We start from the raw sequence: 17,120 nt of genomic DNA, 5'->3' as shown, positions 1-17,120 counted from the left end.
GCCCGGGTGCTGACAGTGACCTCGGTGAACGTGAACGGACTGCGGGCCGCCGCGAAGAAGGGCTTCGTGGAGTGGCTCGCGGACACCTCGGCGGACGTGGTGTGCCTGCAGGAGGTGCGGGCCGAGCCGCAGCAACTGCCCGAGGCCGTACGGCAGCCCGACGGCTGGCATGTCGTCCACGCCCCCGCCGCCGCCAAGGGCCGCGCGGGCGTCTCCCTGTACACGCGGCGTGAACCCGATCGCGTCCGGGTCGGGTTCGGCTCCGCCGAGTTCGATGCCGGCGGCCGGTACGTCGAGGCCGACCTGCCCGGTGTCACCGTCGCCTCCCTCTATCTCCCCTCCGGCGAGGTCGGCACCGAGCGGCAGGAGGAGAAGGTGCGGTTCATGGGCGATTTCCTCGCGTATCTGAAGGGTCTGCGTGAGCGTTCCGCCGCCGAAGGGCGCGAGGTCCTCGTCGTCGGGGACTGGAACATCGCCCATCAGCAGGCCGACCTCAAGAACTGGCGGTCCAACACCAAGAACTCCGGGTTCCTGCCGGAGGAGCGGGAGTGGCTGGGCCGGGTCCTCGACGAGACGGACGGCGGGTACGTCGATGTCGTACGGGCGCTGCATCCGGACGTCGCGGGGCCGTACTCGTGGTGGTCGTACCGGGGGCGGGCCTTCGACAACGACTCAGGTTGGCGCATCGACCTCCATGTGGCCACCCCCGGGCTCGCCGCGCGGGCCGTCAAGGGCTTCGTGGAGCGGGCGGCCACCCACGCCGAACGCTGGTCGGACCACGCGCCGGTGACGGTGGTCTACGACCTTCAGGGGGCGTCAGCTCCCCTTGCGCTGCCGTCGGTCCAAGGCCAGTGACAGTTCCGCCTCCACCACGCTGCGGGCCAGCGGGCGCAGGCGGCCGAGGTCGTCCTCGCCGGTGTGGCGCAGGACGAGGTCGGTGAAGAGCGCGGCGAGGGCGTCGGCGTGTTCGCGGACGTGCTTGCCGACCGCGAGGACCTCCGCCAGCGGGATGCCCTCGCGGACCAGGGCGGAGGAGACGTCCAGCAGACGGCGGCTGATGTGCACGATCTCGTCGCCGTCGGTGCCCAGGTAGCCCAGTTCGAGGGCGGCGGCGAGGTTCTCCGGGGTGACCTCGCCCTCGAAGCGGGCGGCGAGCTCCTCGGGGGTGAGGCGGACCGGTTCCTCCTCGGTGGGGGCGCCGACGCCCAGCAGGTCGGCGACGTCGCGGCCCTGGTCGAGGGCCTCGGCGAGTTCCGCGATGCCGTTCAGGGTGTGGCCGCGTTCCAGCAGGGCCGAGATCGTGCGCAGCCGGGCCAGGTGGTGGTCGTCGTACCAGGCGATGCGGCCTTCGCGGCGGGGCGGCGGGATCAGCTTGCGTTCCCGGTAGAAGCGCAGCGTGCGCACCGTGATCCCGGCCAGCCGGGCCAGTTCCTCCATGCGGTACTCGCGCTTGTCCGTCACGCCCGCACCTTATGTCGTACCCCGGGTAACTTCCTCGTCCCGCCCCCTACCGGTCGGTACGGAGCTGCTCTACAGTCCCATTGCGCCAGTGTTCACTGGCAGGGTCCGGCGTGATGCCAGGAGGCTTCGGAATGGCCGAACACGAGCACGTACGGGTGGCGGTGATCGGGTCCGGATTCGGCGGGCTGGGTGCGGCCGTGCGGCTGCGCCGTGAGGGGATCACCGACTTCGTGGTCCTGGAGCGGGCCGGCAGCGTCGGTGGGACCTGGCGGGACAACAGCTATCCGGGCTGTGCCTGCGACGTGCCGTCGCATCTGTACTCGTTCTCCTTCGCGCCGAACCCCGACTGGCCGCGCGCCTTCTCCGGGCAGGAGCACATCCGCGCGTATCTGGAGCATGTGGCCGACGTCTTCTGCTTGCGCCCCCACATCCGCTTCGGCTCGGAAGTGAAGCTGATGACCTGGGACGCCGAGAGGCTGCGGTGGGACATCGAGACGAGCAGCGGCTCGCTGTCCGCGGACGTCGTGGTCTCCGCCACCGGGCCGCTGTCCGACCCGAGGATCCCGGACATCCCCGGTCTGGACTCCTTCCCCGGCAAGGTCTTCCACTCGGCCCGCTGGGACCACGACTACGACCTCACCGGCAAGCGGGTCGCGATGGTGGGGACGGGGGCCTCGGCCATCCAGATCGTGCCCGCCGTCCAGCCCCGCGTCTCCCGGCTGACCCTCTTCCAGCGCACCCCGCCGTGGGTGCTGCCCCGGGTGGACCGGGCGATCGGCGGAGTGGAGCGGCGGTTGCACCGGGCGCTGCCGTTCACCGCGCAGCTCAGGCGCGGACTGCTGTGGGGCATCCGGGAGTTGCAGGTCCAGGCGTTCACCAGGCATCCGGAGGAGCTCGGCCTGGTCGAGCGGTTCGCCAGGCTCAACATGGCCCGTGCCGTCAAGGATCCGGTCCTGCGGGCCAGGCTGACCCCGGACTACCGCATCGGCTGCAAGCGGATCCTGCTGTCCAGCGAGTACTACCCGGCCCTCGCCCGCCCCAATGTGGACGTCGTCGCGAGCGGGCTCGCCGAGGTGCGCGGGCCGACCGTCGTCGGCGCCGACGGAAGCGAGGCCGAGGTGGACGCGATCGTCTTCGGCACCGGCTTCCACGTCACCGACATGCCCATCGCCGAGCGGGTGGTCGGGGCGGAGGGCGTCACCCTCGCCGAGGCCTGGAAGAAGGACGGGATGCAGGCGCTGCGCGGGACGTCCGCCGCCGGGTTCCCGAACTGGCTGTCGATCATCGGGCCCAACTCCGGCCTGGCGAACTCCTCGATGATCCTCATCATCGAGTCCCAGCTCACCTACATGGCGGACTTCCTGCGTCAGCTCGACGTCCTCGGCGGCCGGGTCGCCCTCGACGCCCGCGCCGACGCCGTACGGGCCTGGAACCGCAAGGTGCAGGAGCGCATGCAGCCCACGGTGTGGAACACCGGAGGCTGCACGAGCTGGTACCTGGACGCCAGCGGCCGCAACACCACCATCTGGCCGGGCACCACCACGGAGTTCCGCCGGGCGACCCGGCGGGTGGAGCTGGCGGAGTACCGGGTCGTCCGGCCGCCCGCCACGAAGAAGACCACCTCCGCCGATCCGAGCGAGGTCACCGCATGAGCCGCCCCACCCATGTGACCTCCGGTCCGTACGCCCCGCCCACCCCCGGCCGCGTCCTGACCGCCGTCTCCGCCGACGGCGCCCGGCTGCACGTCGAGGTGCACGGGCCCGAGGACGCGCCCCCCGTCGTCCTGGCCCACGGCTGGACCTGTTCGACCGCGTTCTGGGCGGCGCAGATCCGGGAACTGGCCGTGGACCACCGGGTCATCGCCTACGACCAGCGAGGGCACGGGCGCAGTCCGGCGAGCCCCGCGTGCACCGCCGAGGCGCTCGCGGACGACCTGGAGGCGGTGCTCGCGAGGACGCTCGCGCCGGGGGAGAAGGCCGTGGTGGTGGGCCACTCCATGGGCGGGATGACGGTGCTGGCCGCCTCCGGGCGGGCCCTCTTCCGGGAGCACGCGGCGGCTGTTCTGCTGTGCAGCACGGGCAGTTCGCGGCTGGTCGCCGAATCGCTCGTGGTGCCGTTGCGCGCCGGCCGGGTGCGCGCCTGGCTGACGGGGCGCATCCTGGGCTCGCGTGCCCCGCTGGGGCCGGTCACGCCTCTCGCGCAGGCCGTCCTCAAGTACGCGACCATGGGCGCCGGTTCGGCCCCGCACATGGTGGAGGCGTGCGCGCGGATCGTGCACGCCTGCCCGCGCGCCGTGCGGCACTCCTGGGCGCGGATGCTGGACACGCTCGATCTCGACCACGGCGTACGGGAGTTGCGGGTACCGGCGGTGGTGGTCGTGGGCACGGCGGACCGGATGACCCCACCGGTGCACGCGCGCTCGCTGGTGGCGGCGCTGCCGCACTGCGTGGGCAGCGACGAGCTGGCAGGCGTCGGCCACATGACGCCGGTGGAGGCGCCGGAGCTGGTGACCGGCAGGATCCGGGAACTGGTCCGCGCGTACGTGACGGTGACGGACACGATCAGGGAGGGCGCATGAGCAGGGTCGGTCTCGAGGGTCAGGTCGCGGTGGTCACCGGAGCCGCGCGCGGCGTCGGTGAACTGCTCGCCCGCAAGCTCTCCGCGCGCGGTGCCACGGTGGCGCTGGTCGGACTGGAACCGGAGGCGCTGAAGGAGGTCTCGGCGCGGCTGCACGGCGACAGTGACCACTGGTACGCCGACGTCACCGACCACGAGGCCATGTCCCAGGTCGCCCGGGAGGTCAAGGAGCGGTTCGGCAAGGTCGACATCGTCGTCGCCAACGCCGGGGTGGCCACCGGGGGTCCGTTCGTGGACTCCGATCCGGAGGCCTGGCGGCGGGTGATCGAGGTCAATCTGATCGGTTCCGCCGTGACCGCGCGCGCCTTCCTGCCGGTGCTGACCGAGAGCCGGGGCTATCTGCTGCAGATCGCCTCGCTCGCCGCGATCACCCCGGCGCCGATGATGACGGCGTACTGCGCGTCCAAGGCGGGTGTGGAGGCGTACGCGCACAGTCTGCGCGCCGAGGTCGGGTACCGGGGTGTGCGCGTCGGCGTGGCCTATCTGTCGTGGACCGACACGGACATGGTGCGCGGCGCCGACCAGGACGAGGTGATGCGCGAGCTCAGGCAGCGGCTGCCGTGGCCGGCCGGCAAGACCTACCCGCTGGGCCCGGCGGTCGACCGGATCGTGGCCGGGATCGAGCGGCGCTCCGCTCACGTGTACGGGCAGTGGTGGCTGCGCGGGATGCAGGGGGTGCGCGGGTATCTGCCGGGGATCGTCGGCACGGTGGGGCGGCGGGAGATGCGCCGGTTCGCGCCCCGGCTGCGGGGCATGCGCACGGGTCTGGTCGGCGCGGGCGGGGCGGCCGACGAGCAGGAGCGGTCGGTGCGGCGAAACCAGCCCGGACCAGCGGACGTTACGCACCGTTAATGATCGAAATGCGCACCGTGTCCGCCCGTGTGAATCTGGTCGAGGCCCCACCGAGGGGCCAATTCCCCTCACCCACCACGGGAGTGAACCCACATGGGTATGAAGGACCAGTTCCAGGAGAAGGCCCGCGGCATGCAGGAGCAGGGCAAGCAGAAGGCCGGCGAGGCCCGTGAGAAGGCCGGGCAGCGCGGCCAGCAGTCCCCGCAGCGTGGCCAGCAGCATGGTCAGCAGCCGCGTGAGCGTGGGCGTCACGAGATGGACGACACCGAGCGCGAGATGGAGGACCGCTTCAGCCAGGACTACGACGCCTGACGCGGTCTCCTGACCGGAAGGGGCGCCCCCTTGGCGGGCGCCCCTTCCGCAATGCGGTTGTCATGCGTCCGGCTGCCGTCGCGGCGGCAGCTTGGGCCGCGACCGGTCGGGTATGTCCCGGTGGTCCGGCGGGGTCGCCGCGGGCTGGGTGGTCAGCAGGTCGATGGCCAGCACCACCGCGTCGTCCAGTTGCGCGTACCGGCCCTCCGCCCAGTCCAGCGGGGTGCGCAGGGCCTCCAGGTCGGGGGCGACGCCGTGGTTCTCCACGGACCAGCCGTACGCGTCGAACCAGGCCGCGTTCATGGGCACGGTGATCACCGTGCCGTCGCCCAGCCGGTGCCGTCCGGTCATGCCGACCACGCCGCCCCAGGTGCGCTGCCCGACCACAGGACCGATCCGCAGCAGCTTGAAGGCCGCCGTGATCATGTCGCCGTCGGAGGAGGTCGCCTCGTCGGCCAGCGCCACCACCGGTCCGCGGGGAGCGTTGGAGGTGTACGACACCGGCTGGGCGTTCCTGGTCAGGTCCCAGCCGATGATGCTCCGGCTCAGCTTCTCGACCACCAGCTCGCTGATGTGCCCGCCCGCGTTGCCGCGCACGTCCACGATGAGCGCGGGCCGGGACACCTCCATGCGCACATCCCGGTTGAACTGGGCCCAGCCGGAGCCGCCCATGTCGGGGATGTGCAGGTAGCCGCACTTGCCACCGCTCAAGTGCCGTACCACGGAGCGGCGTTTGGCGACCCAGTCCTGGTAGCGCAGGGGCCGCTCGTCGACGAGCGGGACGACGGCGACCCGGCGTGCGGGGCCCTGCTCGCCCTTTGCCGGGGAGAAGGTGAGCTCCACCGTCGTACCGCCCGCCCCCGCCAGCAGCGGGTACGGCCCCGTCACCGGATCCACCGGCCGGCCGTTGACGTGGGTGAGGACCGCGCCCTCCCGGATGCCGGTGCCGGCCAGCGGGGAGCGGGCCTTGGAGTCGGAGGAGTCGCCGGGCAGGACCCGCCTCACCGTCCAGCCGCCGTCCCGGCGCACGAGGTTGGCGCCGAGCAGGCCCTGCCGGCGCTGGTAGGAGGAGGGGCCCTCGTTGCGGCGTGCGGCGCCGACGTAGGCGTGCGAGGTGCCGAGCTCGCCCAGCACTTCGCGGAGCAGGTCGGCGAACTCGTCGGGGGAGGCGACGTGTTCGACGAGCGGCCGGTACTGGTCGAGGACCGCGTCCCAGTCGATGCCGCACATGTCCGGGTCCCAGAAGTACGCCCGGATCAGCCGGCCCGCCTCGGCGTAGGCCCCTCGCCATTCGGCGGCCGGGTCGACGGTGTGCAGGATCCGGCGGGCGTCGATCCAGGTTGTCGTGTCGGCGTCGCCGGACTCGGTGGACGGCACCGCCCGCAGGTCGCCCTCGTCGACCACGACCAGCCGGGTGCCGTCGCCGCTCACCGCGAACCAGTCGAGGTGGCCGACGAGTTCGGACTTCTTCGCCCGGCTGATGCTGAAGTGCTCCAGTGTCGGCCGGCCGGTGGTGTCGTCCGGGTTCGCGAACGTCTCGCCCAGCGCGCCGGAGATCGGCCAGCGCAGCCAGACCAGGCCGCCACCGGCGACCGGTTGCAGCGCGGAGTACTTGGAGGCGGTGACCGGGAACGGCGTCACCCGGTTCTCCAGCCCCTCGGCCTCCACGGTGACCGCGCCGGCCTCGCCGCCGTCCTCGTCGTCGAGCGGATCCAGCCCGCCGGCCGCCGGCCGGCCCTCGGGGTTCAGGGCGAAGGGGGAGGGGGTCGCCGAGGACAGGGGAACCAGGTAGGGCTTGCAGCCGAGCGGGAAGGACAGGTCCCCGGTCTGCACGTCGTACACCGGGTCGAAGCCCCGCCAGGACAGGAAGGCCAGGTAGCGGCCGTCCCAGGTGAACACCGGGTTCTCGTCCTCGAAGCGGCCGTCGGTGACGTCGACGACCAGCCGGTCCTTGATCCGGGCCAGTTTGATCTGGCGCAGGGTGCGGCCGATCCCCGGATGCGACCAGGTCAGCCACGCCCCGTCGGGGGAGAAGGCGAGATCGCGCACCGGCCCGTTGACCGACCGGATCAACTCGGTGACCTCACCCCCGGGGCCGCCGGGGGAGTCCCCCGCGGCGTTGTCCGCCTCGGTCACGTCGAGCAGCAGCAGCCGTCCGTCGTGCGCGGCGAGGGCCAGCCGTTCCCCGTCGGGGTCGGCCACCATCTCCAGGACGCGGCCCAGCCGGCCGGAGGCCAGTCGGCGCCGTGCCCCGGCACCCGTGGCCCGGGGGAGGTGGGCGATCTCGACGGCGTCCTCGCCCTCGGCGTCGGTGACGTAGGCGATCCGTCCGGTCGAGCCCAGCATCTCCGGGAGCCGGACACGCACCCCGGGCGTGTCCGTGATCGTGCGGGCGGGGCCGTCGCGGTGGGTGAGCCAGTAGAGGGAGCCGCGTACGACGACGGCGCTGGCCCGGCCCGTCTCGTCCACGGAGACACCGTCGACGTGCTGGGCGGCCGGGATCTGGTACGTACGGCGGCCCGCGCGCGGCCCGGACAGGCGCACGTCCAGTCTGTGCGGTTCCGAGTCCGGCGCCAGGTCGTCGACCATCCACAGGTCGCCCGCGCACTGGTAGACGATCCGGGTGCCGTCGCTGGAGGCGTGCCGGGCGTAGAAGGCGTCGTGGTCGGTGTGCCGGCGCAGGTCGGTGCCGTCGTACGCGCAGGAGTAGAGGTTGCCGACGCCCTCGTGATCGGAGAGGAAGGCGATCCGGCCGCCGACGAACATCGGCGAGTGCAGGTGTCCGCCGATGTCGGGCAGCAGCCGCTCGCCGTGCAGCCACAGCCGGCCCGTGGCGCCGCCCCGGTAGCGCTTCCAGGAGGCCGGTTCGTGCGGCGGGGTGCCGGTCAGCAGCAGGGTCCGGTGCACGCCGTCGACGTCGGCGACCTGGATGTCGGAGACCGGGCCCCAGGGCAGCTTGCGGCCCGGGTCGCCCTCCGGGGTGATCTTGTAGGCCCAGGTGAAGTGGGAGAACGGCTCGCCATGGGAGGCGACGGCGAGGATGTCGCTGTGGCCGTGGTCGTCGGGCGGGGTCCAGCCGCAGACCTGGGTGTCCGGGCTGCCCCAGTAGGTCAGCTGCCGGCCCGGTCCGCCGTCGACCCCGACCAGGTGGATCTCGGGGACGAGACTGCGCCAGGTCGTGCAGGCGATGTGGCGGCCGTCGGGCGAGAAGCGGGGGTGGCCGGCCTTGGTGCGGTCGACGGTGAGCCGCCAGGCGCGGCCCGGGGAGTCGAGGGGCGCCAGCCAGAGGTCGTCCTCGGCCACGAAGCACAGCAGATCGCCGCTGAGGTGCGGCAGGCGGAGATAGCTCACCTCCCCAGGCTTTCCCCGGGGACGGAGGGGGGCAACTCGTGAGGAAAGACCCCGCTGTGACCAGCCGTGATCCATGACACGTACGAAACGGTTTCGTTTCGTAGAGCGCTGCGCTACATTCGTCCTGTACGAAACCGAGTCGTTCTGAGCAGGAGGGTGAGGGAGATGACCGAGGTCGCCACCGGGCGTCGCAGTCGGATCACGCCCGAGCGCGAGGCCGAGCTGTACGAGGCCGTGCTCGACCTGCTCCGCGAAGTCGGCTACGACGCCCTCACCATGGACGCCGTGGCCGCCCGCACCCGGTCCAGCAAGGCCACCCTCTACCGCCAGTGGGGCGGCAAGGCCGAGCTGGTGGCGAAGGCCGTACGGCACGACAAGCCGGGCGCGCTCGGCCTCGGCGACATCGACACCGGGTCGCTCAAGGGGGACCTGCACGCCCTCACCATGAGCTCGGACGACTGCGAGATGGAGCAGAACTCCGCGCTGATGCGGGGCCTTGCCATGGCCGTGCACAGCAACCCGGACCTCCTGAAGGCGTTCCGCGAACATCTCATCGAGCCGGAGATGGCGGAGATCCGCCGCGTGGTGCAGCGGGCGGTCGACCGGGGCGAGGTCCGCGCGGACAACCCGGCGATCGACTACATGATGCACATGATGCTCGGCGGGTTCGCCGCCCGCACGATGCTCGACGAACTGCCGCCGACGCAGGCCTTCCTCATCTCGTACATCGACGCCGTCGTCCTCCCCGCCCTCGGCGTCACCACCGGCTGAAACCCTTCCCTGCAAGCACGCCCACCTGACGTCACCGCTCACGTCGTCGGGCAGATCGCCCCTGCCACCCACAGGGCTGATCACCCCTGCCCAGAAGAACGCAAAACGACCTGACCGGGAGTACGCCTCCGTGGCCACTTTCCTCTACAAACTCGGCCGACTCGCCTTCCGGCGACGGCACTTCGCCGCCCTGATATGGGTCACGCTGCTCACCCTCGCCGGGGTGGGCGCCGCCTCCGCGCCCGCCGCGGGCAACACGTCGTTCTCCATCCCCGGCACCGAGGCCCAGAAGGCCTTCGACCTGCTGGAGCAGCGCTTCCCCGGCACCACCGCCGACGGCGCGACCGCGCGGGTCGTCTTCAAGGCGCCGAGCGGCGAGAAGATGACGGACACCGTCAACAAGGCGACCGTGAAGAAGACGGTCAAGGAGCTGTCCCACGGCTCCGAGGTCACCTCCGTCGCCGACCCCTACAAGGCCCACGCCGTCAGCAAGGACGGCAGGATCGCCTACGCGTCGGTCAGGTACCAGGTCTCCGGCATGGAGCTCGAGGACTCCTCGCGCGACGCCCTCGAGCAGGCCGCGCAGCAGGCGCGGGACGCCGGACTCACCGTCGAGATCGGCGGCGACGCGCTCACCGCCACGCCCGAGACCGGCTCCAGCGAGGTCATCGGCATCGCCGTCGCCGCGGTCGTCCTCGTCATCACCTTCGGCTCGCTCCTGGCGGCCGGATTCCCGCTGCTGACCGCGATCACCGGCGTCGGCATCGGCGTCTCCACGATCACCGCGCTCGCCTCCACGCTCGACCTGGGCACGACCACCTCCACCCTGGCGTCGATGATCGGCCTCGCCGTCGGCATCGACTACGCCCTCTTCATCGTCTCCCGCTACCGCGCCGAACTGGCCGAGGGCCGCGAACGCGAGGACGCGGTCGGCCGCGCCGTCGGCACGGCGGGCTCGGCGGTGGTCTTCGCGGGCCTGACGGTCGTCATCGCCCTGGTCGGCCTGTCCGTGGTCAACATCCCGATGCTGACCAAGATGGGTGTCGCGGCCGCCGGCACGGTCGCCATCGCCGTACTGATCGCCCTGACCCTGATCCCGGCGCTGCTCGGCTACGCGGGCCGCAGGATCAAGCCCGCCGGTGAGAAGAGCAAGCTGCTCGGCGGCGGCCGCGCCAGGAGCGCCGGGAAGCAGGCCCGGCCCAACATGGGAACGCGCTGGGCGAGCTTCGTCGTACGCCGCCCGGTGGCGGTCCTCCTCCTCGGCGTGGTCGGACTCGGCGCGGCGGCGATCCCCGCCGCGTCGCTCGAACTGGGCCTGCCCGACGACGGCTCCCAGCCGACGTCCACCACCCAGCGCCGCGCCTACGACCTGCTCTCCGAGGGCTTCGGGCCCGGCTTCAACGGCCCGCTCATGATCGTCGTCGACGCTAAGGACAGCGCCCGTCCGAAGGCCGCCTTCACTGAGGTCGGCGACGAGATCAAGGGCCTGGGGGACGTCGTGACGGTGACCCCCGCCGCGCCCAACAAGACCGGCGACACCGCGACGATCACGGTGATCCCGAAGTCCAAGCCCTCCTCCGCCACCACCGAGGACCTGGTGCACGCCATCCGCGGCAAGGGCGCGGACATCACCGCCGACACCGACGCCAAGGTGCTGGTCACCGGCTCCACGGCGATGAACATCGACGTCTCGCAGAAGCTGAACGACGCGCTGCTGCCCTACCTCGCCGTCGTCGTCGGCCTGGCCTTCCTGCTGCTGATCGTGGTCTTCCGCTCGATCCTGGTCCCGCTGAAGGCGGCCCTCGGATTCCTGCTGTCGGTGACGGCCGCCCTCGGCGCGGTGGTCGCGGTCTTCCAGTGGGGCTGGCTGTCCGGCCTGTTCGGCGTGGAGCAGACCGGACCGGTCATGTCGATGATGCCGATCTTCATGGTCGGCGTGGTCTTCGGTCTCGCCATGGACTACGAGGTGTTCCTCGTAACCCGGATGCGGGAGGCGTACGTCCACGGCGAGAAGCCGAGCCAGGCCGTCGTGACCGGCTTCCGGTACGGCGCCCGGGTCGTCACGGCCGCGGCCGTGATCATGATGGCCGTCTTCTCCGGCTTCATCGGCTCCAGCGAGTCGATGATCAAGATGATCGGCTTCGGCCTGGCGGTCGCCGTCCTCTTCGACGCGTTCATCGTCCGTATGACGATCGTCCCGGCCGTGCTCGCCCTGCTCGGCAGGAAGGCCTGGTGGCTGCCCAAGTGGCTGGACCGCGTACTGCCCGACGTGGACGTCGAGGGCGAGGGCCTGCGCACGCGGGACGAACTCCGCGCCGACGCCGGGTCCCGGGGCGGGGACGAGGACCGGGAGCCGGTGCGCGTCTGACCCACCGCTCCTGACCGCGACCGCCGGTGAGGGCGCCGTGCGGGAGGGGGGCGAACTGTAGGCGCGGCAGTGGCTCGGGCGGTCACCCGTTCGGGTGGGTCCCGCTCGTGGTGATGCTTGCCCGGGCAGGTCTGAACCCGGCTGGTGCCGAAGGCGTAAGATCTCCGAGAGCGCCGCTCCCAGAGGCAGCCTGAGCCAGAAATCCCTCCCGTTCAGGGAGGGAGCAGTCAATTCGTGTACGTCGTCCAAGGGAAGTGACGCGTCATGACCGACAAGCTGACCGTGAGCGTCCTCGGCACCGGCATCATGGGTGCCGCGATGGCCCGCAACATCGCCAGGGCCGGACACTGTGTCCGCGTCTGGAACCGCACCCGGGCCAAGGCCGAACCGCTGACCGCGGACGGCGCGCACGTCGCCGGCACGCCCGCCGAGGCCGTCGAGGGCGCCGACGTCGTGCTGACCATGCTGTACGACGGTGCCGCCGTACGGGAGGTCATGCGCGAGGCCGTCCCCGCGCTGCGCTCCGGCACCGTCTGGGCGCAGTCCACCACCGCCGGGATCGAGGCCGTCGCCGAGCTGGCCGGGTTCGCCCGCGAGCACGGGCTGGTCTTCTACGACGCCCCGGTGCTGGGCACCCGGCAGCCCGCCGAGGCCGGACAGCTCACCGTGCTGGCCGCCGGTCCGGAGGAGGGACGGGACAAGGTCACGCCGGTGTTCGACGCGGTCGGCGCCCGTACCGTGTGGGCCGGCGACGACGCGGCGGCGGCCGGGGCCACCCGGCTGAAGCTGGTCGCCAACAGCTGGGTGCTGGCGGCCACCGCGGCGGCCGGGGAGGTGCTGGCGCTGTCGAAGGGGCTCGGTGTCGACCCGCACAGCTTCTTCGACCTCGTCCAGGGCGGCCCGCTCGACATGGGCTACCTGCGGGCCAAGTCCCGGCTGGTGCTGGAGGGGGAGCTGACCCCGGCCCAGTTCGCGGTGGCCACCGCGGAGAAGGACGCCCGGCTGATCGTTCGGGCCGGTGAACAGGCCGGCGTCCGGCTCGACGTCGCCGAGGCCACCGCCGAACGGCTCGCGCGTGCCGCCGCGCAGGGGCACGCGGACGAGGACATGGTCGCCGCGTACTTCGCCAGCTTCGACGAGAAGCCGGCGTCCTGACGGACCGCCTCCGACGTGACGTCGGGGGCCCCTGGGAGCACCCTGGAATCAGGGTTTTCGGAGGTGGTCCTCATGATGCACACCACGGTGGGATGGCACGTCGAGCTCGAGTTCCAGGAGGACGACCAGCACACGCGGGCAGCGGCGATGGTCCGCCTGCCCGACGGCACGGAGGTGCGGGCGCACGGCCAGGCCAGCCGTCACCGCACCGACTCCAACCAGCCGCGGGTGGGCGAGGAGATCGCGGGCGCCCGCGCCCTCAACGAGCTGGCCATGGAGCTGCTGACCAAGGCCCACGGAGAGATCGACGAGGCGTCCGGCCGGACGTCCCACCCGATCCACATCTGACCGGCCCGGGCGCCTGCCGGCGGGGCGGTCGGCAACCCGGTTCCCGCCTGACCGGTACGGGAACTGTCACCGGGCGTCCGGCAGGGACTTCCGTACGGCTCGCACCAGTGCCTGCGCGCGGGGGTCCGCGGTCACGCTGGTGCGCAGGCCGTTGGTGACGTAGCCGAAGGCGATGCCCGACTCGGGATCGGCGAAGCCGAGGGCGCCGCCGCGACCGGGGTGGCCGAAGGAGCCGGGGCCGAGCAGCGGGGAAGCGCTGCCGTGGAGCATGTAGCCGAGGCCGAAGCGGGTGTTCACTACGAGCACCCGGTCGGGGCCGGCGGAGTGCTCGGTGCGGGCCAGCCGGACCGTCTCCGGGGTGAACAGGCGCGTGCCGCCGTCCACCTCGCCGATCAGCGAGGCGTAGAAGCGGGCCAGGCCGTCGGCGGTGGCGATGCCGTTGGACGCCGGCAGGGCGGCGGCGCGGTAGGCGGGGGAGTTCTCGTCGGGCAGCGGGGTGATCGCGGCGAAGGCGCGGCGGGTCAGGGAATCCGGGTCGGCGTAGGCCTCGGTGACCGCCCGCTTCGGGCGGACCTTCAGCGCGCCCGACTTCTCGGGGGCCTCGATCCGGCCGATCCGGCCCACGCGCCCGGCCTCCGCCTGCGGCAGGCCCAGCCACAGCTCCGCGCCGGCCGGGCCGGCGATCCCGTCCGCGATCCACTCGCCGATCGGGCGGCCGGTGACCCGCTGGAGCAGAGCACTCGTCAGCCAGCTGTACGTCTGCGCGTGGTAGCCGTGGTCGGTGCCCGGCTCCCACACCGGTGCCTGGGCGGCCACGGCCGCCGCGCCGAGGTCGGGGTCGGCGGCCTGTTCCGGGGTCAGCGGCCGGTCCAGCACGGGGACACCGGCCCGGTGCGCGAGCAGGTCCCGGACCCGCGTGTGCTCCTTGCCCGCCGTCTTGTACTCCGGCCAGTACTCGCCGACCGGGGCGTCCAGGTCCAGCTCGCCGCGCTGGTGCAGGAGCAGCAGCGCGGCGGCGGCGACACCCTTCGTCGCGGAGCGCACGATCTGGGCGGTGCCGCGCTCCCAGGGAGCGGTACCGGCGCTACCTTCGACGTCCCTGCTGCCGGCCCACAAATCGACGACCTGGTGCCCGTCCCGGTACACGGCGAGGGCCGCGCCCCGTTCGCCGAGCAGCTCGAAGTTCGCCGCGAACGCCTCCCTGACCGGCTCGAAGCCCTCGGCCACCGCACCGTTCACGTCCGCCACGTCCACCGTCCCGCACTTCCCTCCGGCTCGCCTTCGACAGCGGGTGCAACATCCGCCGCGAGCCTGCGATTCCTGTGTTCCGTCAGCCGAGGACGATCGTCACATCGATGTTGCCACGCGTGGCGTTCGAGTACGGGCACACCTCGTGGGCCGCGTCCACCAGCTTGCCGGCGATGTCCGGGTCGAGGACCGGCAGGGAGACGCTGAGGGCGACCGCGAGGCCGTAGCCGCGGGTCTTGTTCGGGCCGATGCCGACCTTCGCGGCGACCGTGGAGCCGGTGAGGTCGTAGCCCTCGCGGTTGCCGACCAGGATCAGCGCGTTGTGGAAGCAGGAGCTGTAGCCGGCCGCGAAGAGCTGCTCGGGGTTGGTGCCGTGACCGTCGCCGCCCAGCTGCGGTGGCATCGCGACCTTGAGGTCGATATGGCCGTCCTGGCTGGTGACATAGCCGTCCCGGCCGCCGTGTGCGGTGGCCTCGGCTACGTACATGATCTTGGTCGGGCGGGTGTCGGCAACGGTGCCGTCAGTCATGGTCGGCCTTCCACGGAACAGGTGCGCACAAGTACATCGCGCACAAGGTACTGGCCAGTAGGCCCGCTGTCGCCGCCCGGGTGGGGTAACTATGGGTAACCCGTGGTCATCCGGAGGACGGCGCGCCGGCAGCGCGTTCAGCGAGCCTCCACAACTCCGCGCGCAACCGCGCGACCTCCGCTGGATCGAGCCCCGTCGCCGTCAGGAGGGCGCCGGGTACGCCCGCCGCCCGCTCGCGCAGTTCCTCCCCGCGCCCCGTGCACGCGACCAGTACCGAGCGCTCGTCCCGCGCCGAGCGCTCCCGGTGCACCAGACCCGCCGCCTGAAGCCGCTTCAGCAGCGGCGACACCGTGCCGTAGTCGAGGCGCAGGGCGCCCGCGAGGTCCTTCACGGTCGTCTCGCCGCGCTCCCACAGCACCAGCAGCACCAGGTACTGCGGGTAGGTGAGCCCGAGCTCGTCGAGGAGCGGGCGGTACGCGGCCGTCACCGCGCGCTGAGCGGCGTACAGCGCGAAGCACAGCTGCTCGTCAAGGAGCGGCGGCCCGGATTCCTCCTGATGCGTCACGCGCCCATTGTCACGGACCGGGGGTCGAAGCCGAAGGGCAGTTCCAGGCGGTGGGCGCGCATCAGCGCGTCGTCGGAGAGCAGCTCGCCGGTCGGGCCGTCGGCGGCGATCACGCCGTCGCTGAGGATCAGCGAGCGCGGGCACAGCTCCAGCGCGTACGGCAGGTCGTGCGTGACCATCAGGACCGTGACGTCCAGGGAGCGCAGGATGTCGGCCAGCTCGCGGCGGGAGGCCGGGTCGAGGTTGGAGGACGGCTCGTCCAGGACGAGGATCTCCGGCTGCATGGCGAGCACGGTCGCCACCGCCACCCGGCGGCGCTGCCCGAAGGACAGGTGGTGCGGCGGCCGGTCGGCGAAGTCCTGCATGCCGACCCGCTCCAGGGCGGTGCGCACCCGCTCATCGAGCACGGCCCCCTTGATCCCGGCCGCCGCCGGCCCGAACGCCACGTCCTCCCGCACGGTCGGCATGAAGAGCTGGTCGTCGGGGTCCTGGAAGACGATGCCGACCTTCTGCCGGATCTCGGCCATGTGCTTCCTGCCGACCGGCAGCCCGGCCACGGTCACCGTTCCGGCGCCGCCGCCCAGGATGCCGTTGAGGTGCAGTACGAGGGTGGTCTTGCCCGCGCCGTTCGGCCCCAGCAGCGCGACCCGCTCACCGCGCGCGATGGAGAAGTCGACGCCGAACAGGGCCTGGTGCCCGTCGGGGTAGGCGAAGGCGAGGCCGGAGACCTCCAGGGACGCGGGAGCCGAAGCAGCGGTAGTCACAACACCCATCCCAGCAGACAGACGACGAGGGCGGCCGAGGGGAGGGCGAGGGCGTACGACCACTGCGCCCGGGACGCGGTCACCTCGTCGATCACCGGCATGGAGCCGGCGTAGCCACGGCTGACCATGGCCAGGTGGACCCGCTCGCCGCGTTCGTAGGAGCGGATGAACAGCGCGCCGGCCGACTTCGCGAGCACACCCCAGTGCCGCACACCGCGGGCCTCGAAACCGCGGGACTCCCGGGCGATCCGCATGCGGCGCATCTCGTCGGTGATGACGTCGCCGTAGCGGATCATGAAGGAGGCGATCTGGACCAGCAGCGGCGGCAGCTTCAGACGCTGCAGGCCGAGCAGGAGTTCGCGCAGTTCGGTGGTGGCCGCGAGGAGGACGGACACGGCGACGCCGAGGGTGCCCTTGGCGAGCACGTTCCAGGCGCCCCACAGCCCGTTCACGCTCAGGGACATCCCGAGCACCCCGACCCGCTCGCCCTCCGCGACGAACGGCATGAGCACCGCGAACGCCACGAACGGCACCTCGATCAGCAGCCGCCTCAGCAGGAAGCCGGCGGGCACGCGCGCGGCGCGGGCCACGAACGCGAGCAGGGCGGCGTACAGCGCGAACGCCCACATCGCCTCGCGCGGGGTGGACACCACGACCACCACGAAGGCGAAGGCGGCGGCGAGCTTGGTGTGCGGCGGCAGGGCGTGCACGGGGGAGTGCCCGTGCCGGTACAGCCGGTGTGCGTGCCCGGCGCCCATC

Annotated in this window: 16 protein-coding genes; 9 read left to right on the top strand and 7 right to left on the bottom strand. The window is 72.2% G+C overall.

The features are described from left to right. Positions 1-6: 6 nt before the first annotated feature. The gene (locus ACFY0F_RS32550) at positions 7-855 is read left to right on the top strand and encodes an exodeoxyribonuclease III (RefSeq protein WP_388802399.1); all 849 of its coding nucleotides are present in this window, start codon (positions 7-9) and stop codon (positions 853-855) included. Here the strand turns inward: ACFY0F_RS32550 and ACFY0F_RS32545 are convergent. Beyond that, positions 817-1,461, bottom strand: coding sequence for a MerR family transcriptional regulator (locus ACFY0F_RS32545; RefSeq protein WP_388802396.1), 645 nt, complete (start codon positions 1,459-1,461; stop codon positions 817-819). The genes ACFY0F_RS32550 and ACFY0F_RS32545 overlap by 39 nt on opposite strands. Positions 1,462-1,592: 131 nt before the next feature. Here ACFY0F_RS32545 and ACFY0F_RS32540 point away from each other — a divergent pair, with 131 nt between their 5' ends. The 4 genes from ACFY0F_RS32540 (at position 1,593) to ACFY0F_RS32525 (ending at position 5,262) form a co-directional block, all read left to right on the top strand. Then, positions 1,593-3,113, top strand: a complete 1,521-nt coding sequence (locus ACFY0F_RS32540; protein WP_388802394.1) for a flavin-containing monooxygenase — start codon at positions 1,593-1,595, stop codon at positions 3,111-3,113. Continuing rightward, positions 3,110-4,039 carry an alpha/beta fold hydrolase gene (locus ACFY0F_RS32535; protein WP_388802391.1) on the top strand — a complete coding sequence of 310 codons (930 nt, stop codon included), beginning with the start codon at positions 3,110-3,112 and terminating at the stop codon, positions 4,037-4,039. Before ACFY0F_RS32540 ends, ACFY0F_RS32535 begins: the two co-directional genes overlap by 4 nt. Next, on the top strand, positions 4,036-4,950 hold the full coding sequence (locus tag ACFY0F_RS32530; protein WP_388802388.1) for an SDR family oxidoreductase: 915 nt from the start codon (positions 4,036-4,038) through the stop codon (positions 4,948-4,950). The genes ACFY0F_RS32535 and ACFY0F_RS32530 overlap by 4 nt, the downstream gene beginning before the upstream one ends. A 93-nt stretch (positions 4,951-5,043) precedes the next feature. Further along, positions 5,044-5,262, top strand: coding sequence for a hypothetical protein (locus ACFY0F_RS32525; RefSeq protein ID WP_388802385.1), 219 nt, complete (start codon positions 5,044-5,046; stop codon positions 5,260-5,262). Between the two features lie 60 nt (positions 5,263-5,322). Here ACFY0F_RS32525 and ACFY0F_RS32520 read toward each other — a convergent pair whose 3' ends face one another. Continuing rightward, positions 5,323-8,613: a S41 family peptidase gene (locus ACFY0F_RS32520; RefSeq protein WP_388802382.1), complete on the bottom strand. Its 3,291-nt coding sequence runs from the start codon at positions 8,611-8,613 to the stop codon at positions 5,323-5,325. A gap of 165 nt (positions 8,614-8,778) precedes the next feature. Here ACFY0F_RS32520 and ACFY0F_RS32515 point away from each other — a divergent pair, with 165 nt between their 5' ends. The 4 genes from ACFY0F_RS32515 (at position 8,779) to ACFY0F_RS32500 (ending at position 13,255) form a co-directional block, all read left to right on the top strand. After that, the gene (locus ACFY0F_RS32515) at positions 8,779-9,384 is read left to right on the top strand and encodes a TetR/AcrR family transcriptional regulator (protein ID WP_388802380.1); all 606 of its coding nucleotides are present in this window, start codon (positions 8,779-8,781) and stop codon (positions 9,382-9,384) included. 130 nt (positions 9,385-9,514) lie between these two features. Further along, positions 9,515-11,752 carry an MMPL family transporter gene (locus tag ACFY0F_RS32510; RefSeq protein ID WP_388802377.1) on the top strand — a complete coding sequence of 746 codons (2,238 nt, stop codon included), beginning with the start codon at positions 9,515-9,517 and terminating at the stop codon, positions 11,750-11,752. Positions 11,753-12,016: 264 nt separating this feature from the next. Beyond that, entirely contained in the window at positions 12,017-12,907 is an 891-nt protein-coding gene (locus tag ACFY0F_RS32505) for an NAD(P)-dependent oxidoreductase (RefSeq protein ID WP_388802373.1), read from the top strand. 72 nt (positions 12,908-12,979) lie between these two features. Beyond that, positions 12,980-13,255 carry a DUF1876 domain-containing protein gene (locus tag ACFY0F_RS32500; protein WP_388802370.1) on the top strand — a complete coding sequence of 92 codons (276 nt, stop codon included), beginning with the start codon at positions 12,980-12,982 and terminating at the stop codon, positions 13,253-13,255. 66 nt (positions 13,256-13,321) lie between these two features. On the opposite strand, the gene ACFY0F_RS32495 is transcribed toward ACFY0F_RS32500, so the two are convergent. The 5 genes from ACFY0F_RS32495 to cbiQ all read right to left on the bottom strand — a co-directional run bounded on the left by ACFY0F_RS32495 (position 13,322) and on the right by cbiQ (position 17,119). After that, on the bottom strand, positions 13,322-14,509 hold the full coding sequence (locus tag ACFY0F_RS32495) for a serine hydrolase domain-containing protein (protein WP_388802367.1): 1,188 nt from the start codon (positions 14,507-14,509) through the stop codon (positions 13,322-13,324). Positions 14,510-14,585: 76 nt separating this feature from the next. Beyond that, complete coding sequence (locus ACFY0F_RS32490; RefSeq protein WP_388802363.1) at positions 14,586-15,032, bottom strand: organic hydroperoxide resistance protein; 447 nt, start codon at positions 15,030-15,032, stop codon at positions 14,586-14,588. Between the two features lie 106 nt (positions 15,033-15,138). After that, positions 15,139-15,597 carry a MarR family winged helix-turn-helix transcriptional regulator gene (locus ACFY0F_RS32485; protein ID WP_388802360.1) on the bottom strand — a complete coding sequence of 153 codons (459 nt, stop codon included), beginning with the start codon at positions 15,595-15,597 and terminating at the stop codon, positions 15,139-15,141. Beyond that, complete coding sequence (locus ACFY0F_RS32480) at positions 15,594-16,370, bottom strand: energy-coupling factor ABC transporter ATP-binding protein (protein ID WP_388802357.1); 777 nt, start codon at positions 16,368-16,370, stop codon at positions 15,594-15,596. The genes ACFY0F_RS32485 and ACFY0F_RS32480 overlap by 4 nt, the downstream gene beginning before the upstream one ends. Next, positions 16,358-17,119 (bottom strand): cobalt ECF transporter T component CbiQ, encoded by a 762-nt coding sequence (gene cbiQ, locus ACFY0F_RS32475; RefSeq protein ID WP_388802354.1) that lies wholly within the window; start codon positions 17,117-17,119, stop codon positions 16,358-16,360. The genes ACFY0F_RS32480 and cbiQ overlap by 13 nt, the downstream gene beginning before the upstream one ends. Position 17,120: the final 1 nt, after the last annotated feature.

Origin of the sequence: Streptomyces sp. NPDC001544, assembly GCF_042894285.1 — a bacterium.
Taxonomy (GTDB): Bacteria; Actinomycetota; Actinomycetes; order Streptomycetales; family Streptomycetaceae; genus Streptomyces.
This window is presented reverse-complemented; position numbering and strand designations above follow the sequence as displayed.

Bases quoted from the DNA above. Each gene is read 5' to 3' on its own strand.
- ACFY0F_RS32540 (WP_388802394.1), top strand. From the start codon at position 1,593: ATGGCCGAACACGAGCACGTACGGGTGGCGGTGATCGGGTCCGGATTC.
- ACFY0F_RS32535 (WP_388802391.1), top strand. From the start codon at position 3,110: ATGAGCCGCCCCACCCATGTGACCTCCGGTCCGTACGCCCCGCCCACC.
- ACFY0F_RS32530 (WP_388802388.1), top strand. From the start codon at position 4,036: ATGAGCAGGGTCGGTCTCGAGGGTCAGGTCGCGGTGGTCACCGGAGCC.
- ACFY0F_RS32525 (WP_388802385.1), top strand. From the start codon at position 5,044: ATGGGTATGAAGGACCAGTTCCAGGAGAAGGCCCGCGGCATGCAGGAG.
- ACFY0F_RS32515 (WP_388802380.1), top strand. From the start codon at position 8,779: ATGACCGAGGTCGCCACCGGGCGTCGCAGTCGGATCACGCCCGAGCGC.
- ACFY0F_RS32505 (WP_388802373.1), top strand. From the start codon at position 12,017: ATGACCGACAAGCTGACCGTGAGCGTCCTCGGCACCGGCATCATGGGT.
- ACFY0F_RS32500 (WP_388802370.1), top strand. From the start codon at position 12,980: ATGATGCACACCACGGTGGGATGGCACGTCGAGCTCGAGTTCCAGGAG.
- ACFY0F_RS32490 (WP_388802363.1), bottom strand. From the start codon at position 15,032: ATGACTGACGGCACCGTTGCCGACACCCGCCCGACCAAGATCATGTAC.
- ACFY0F_RS32480 (WP_388802357.1), bottom strand. From the start codon at position 16,370: ATGGGTGTTGTGACTACCGCTGCTTCGGCTCCCGCGTCCCTGGAGGTC.
- cbiQ (WP_388802354.1), bottom strand. From the start codon at position 17,119: ATGGGCGCCGGGCACGCACACCGGCTGTACCGGCACGGGCACTCCCCC.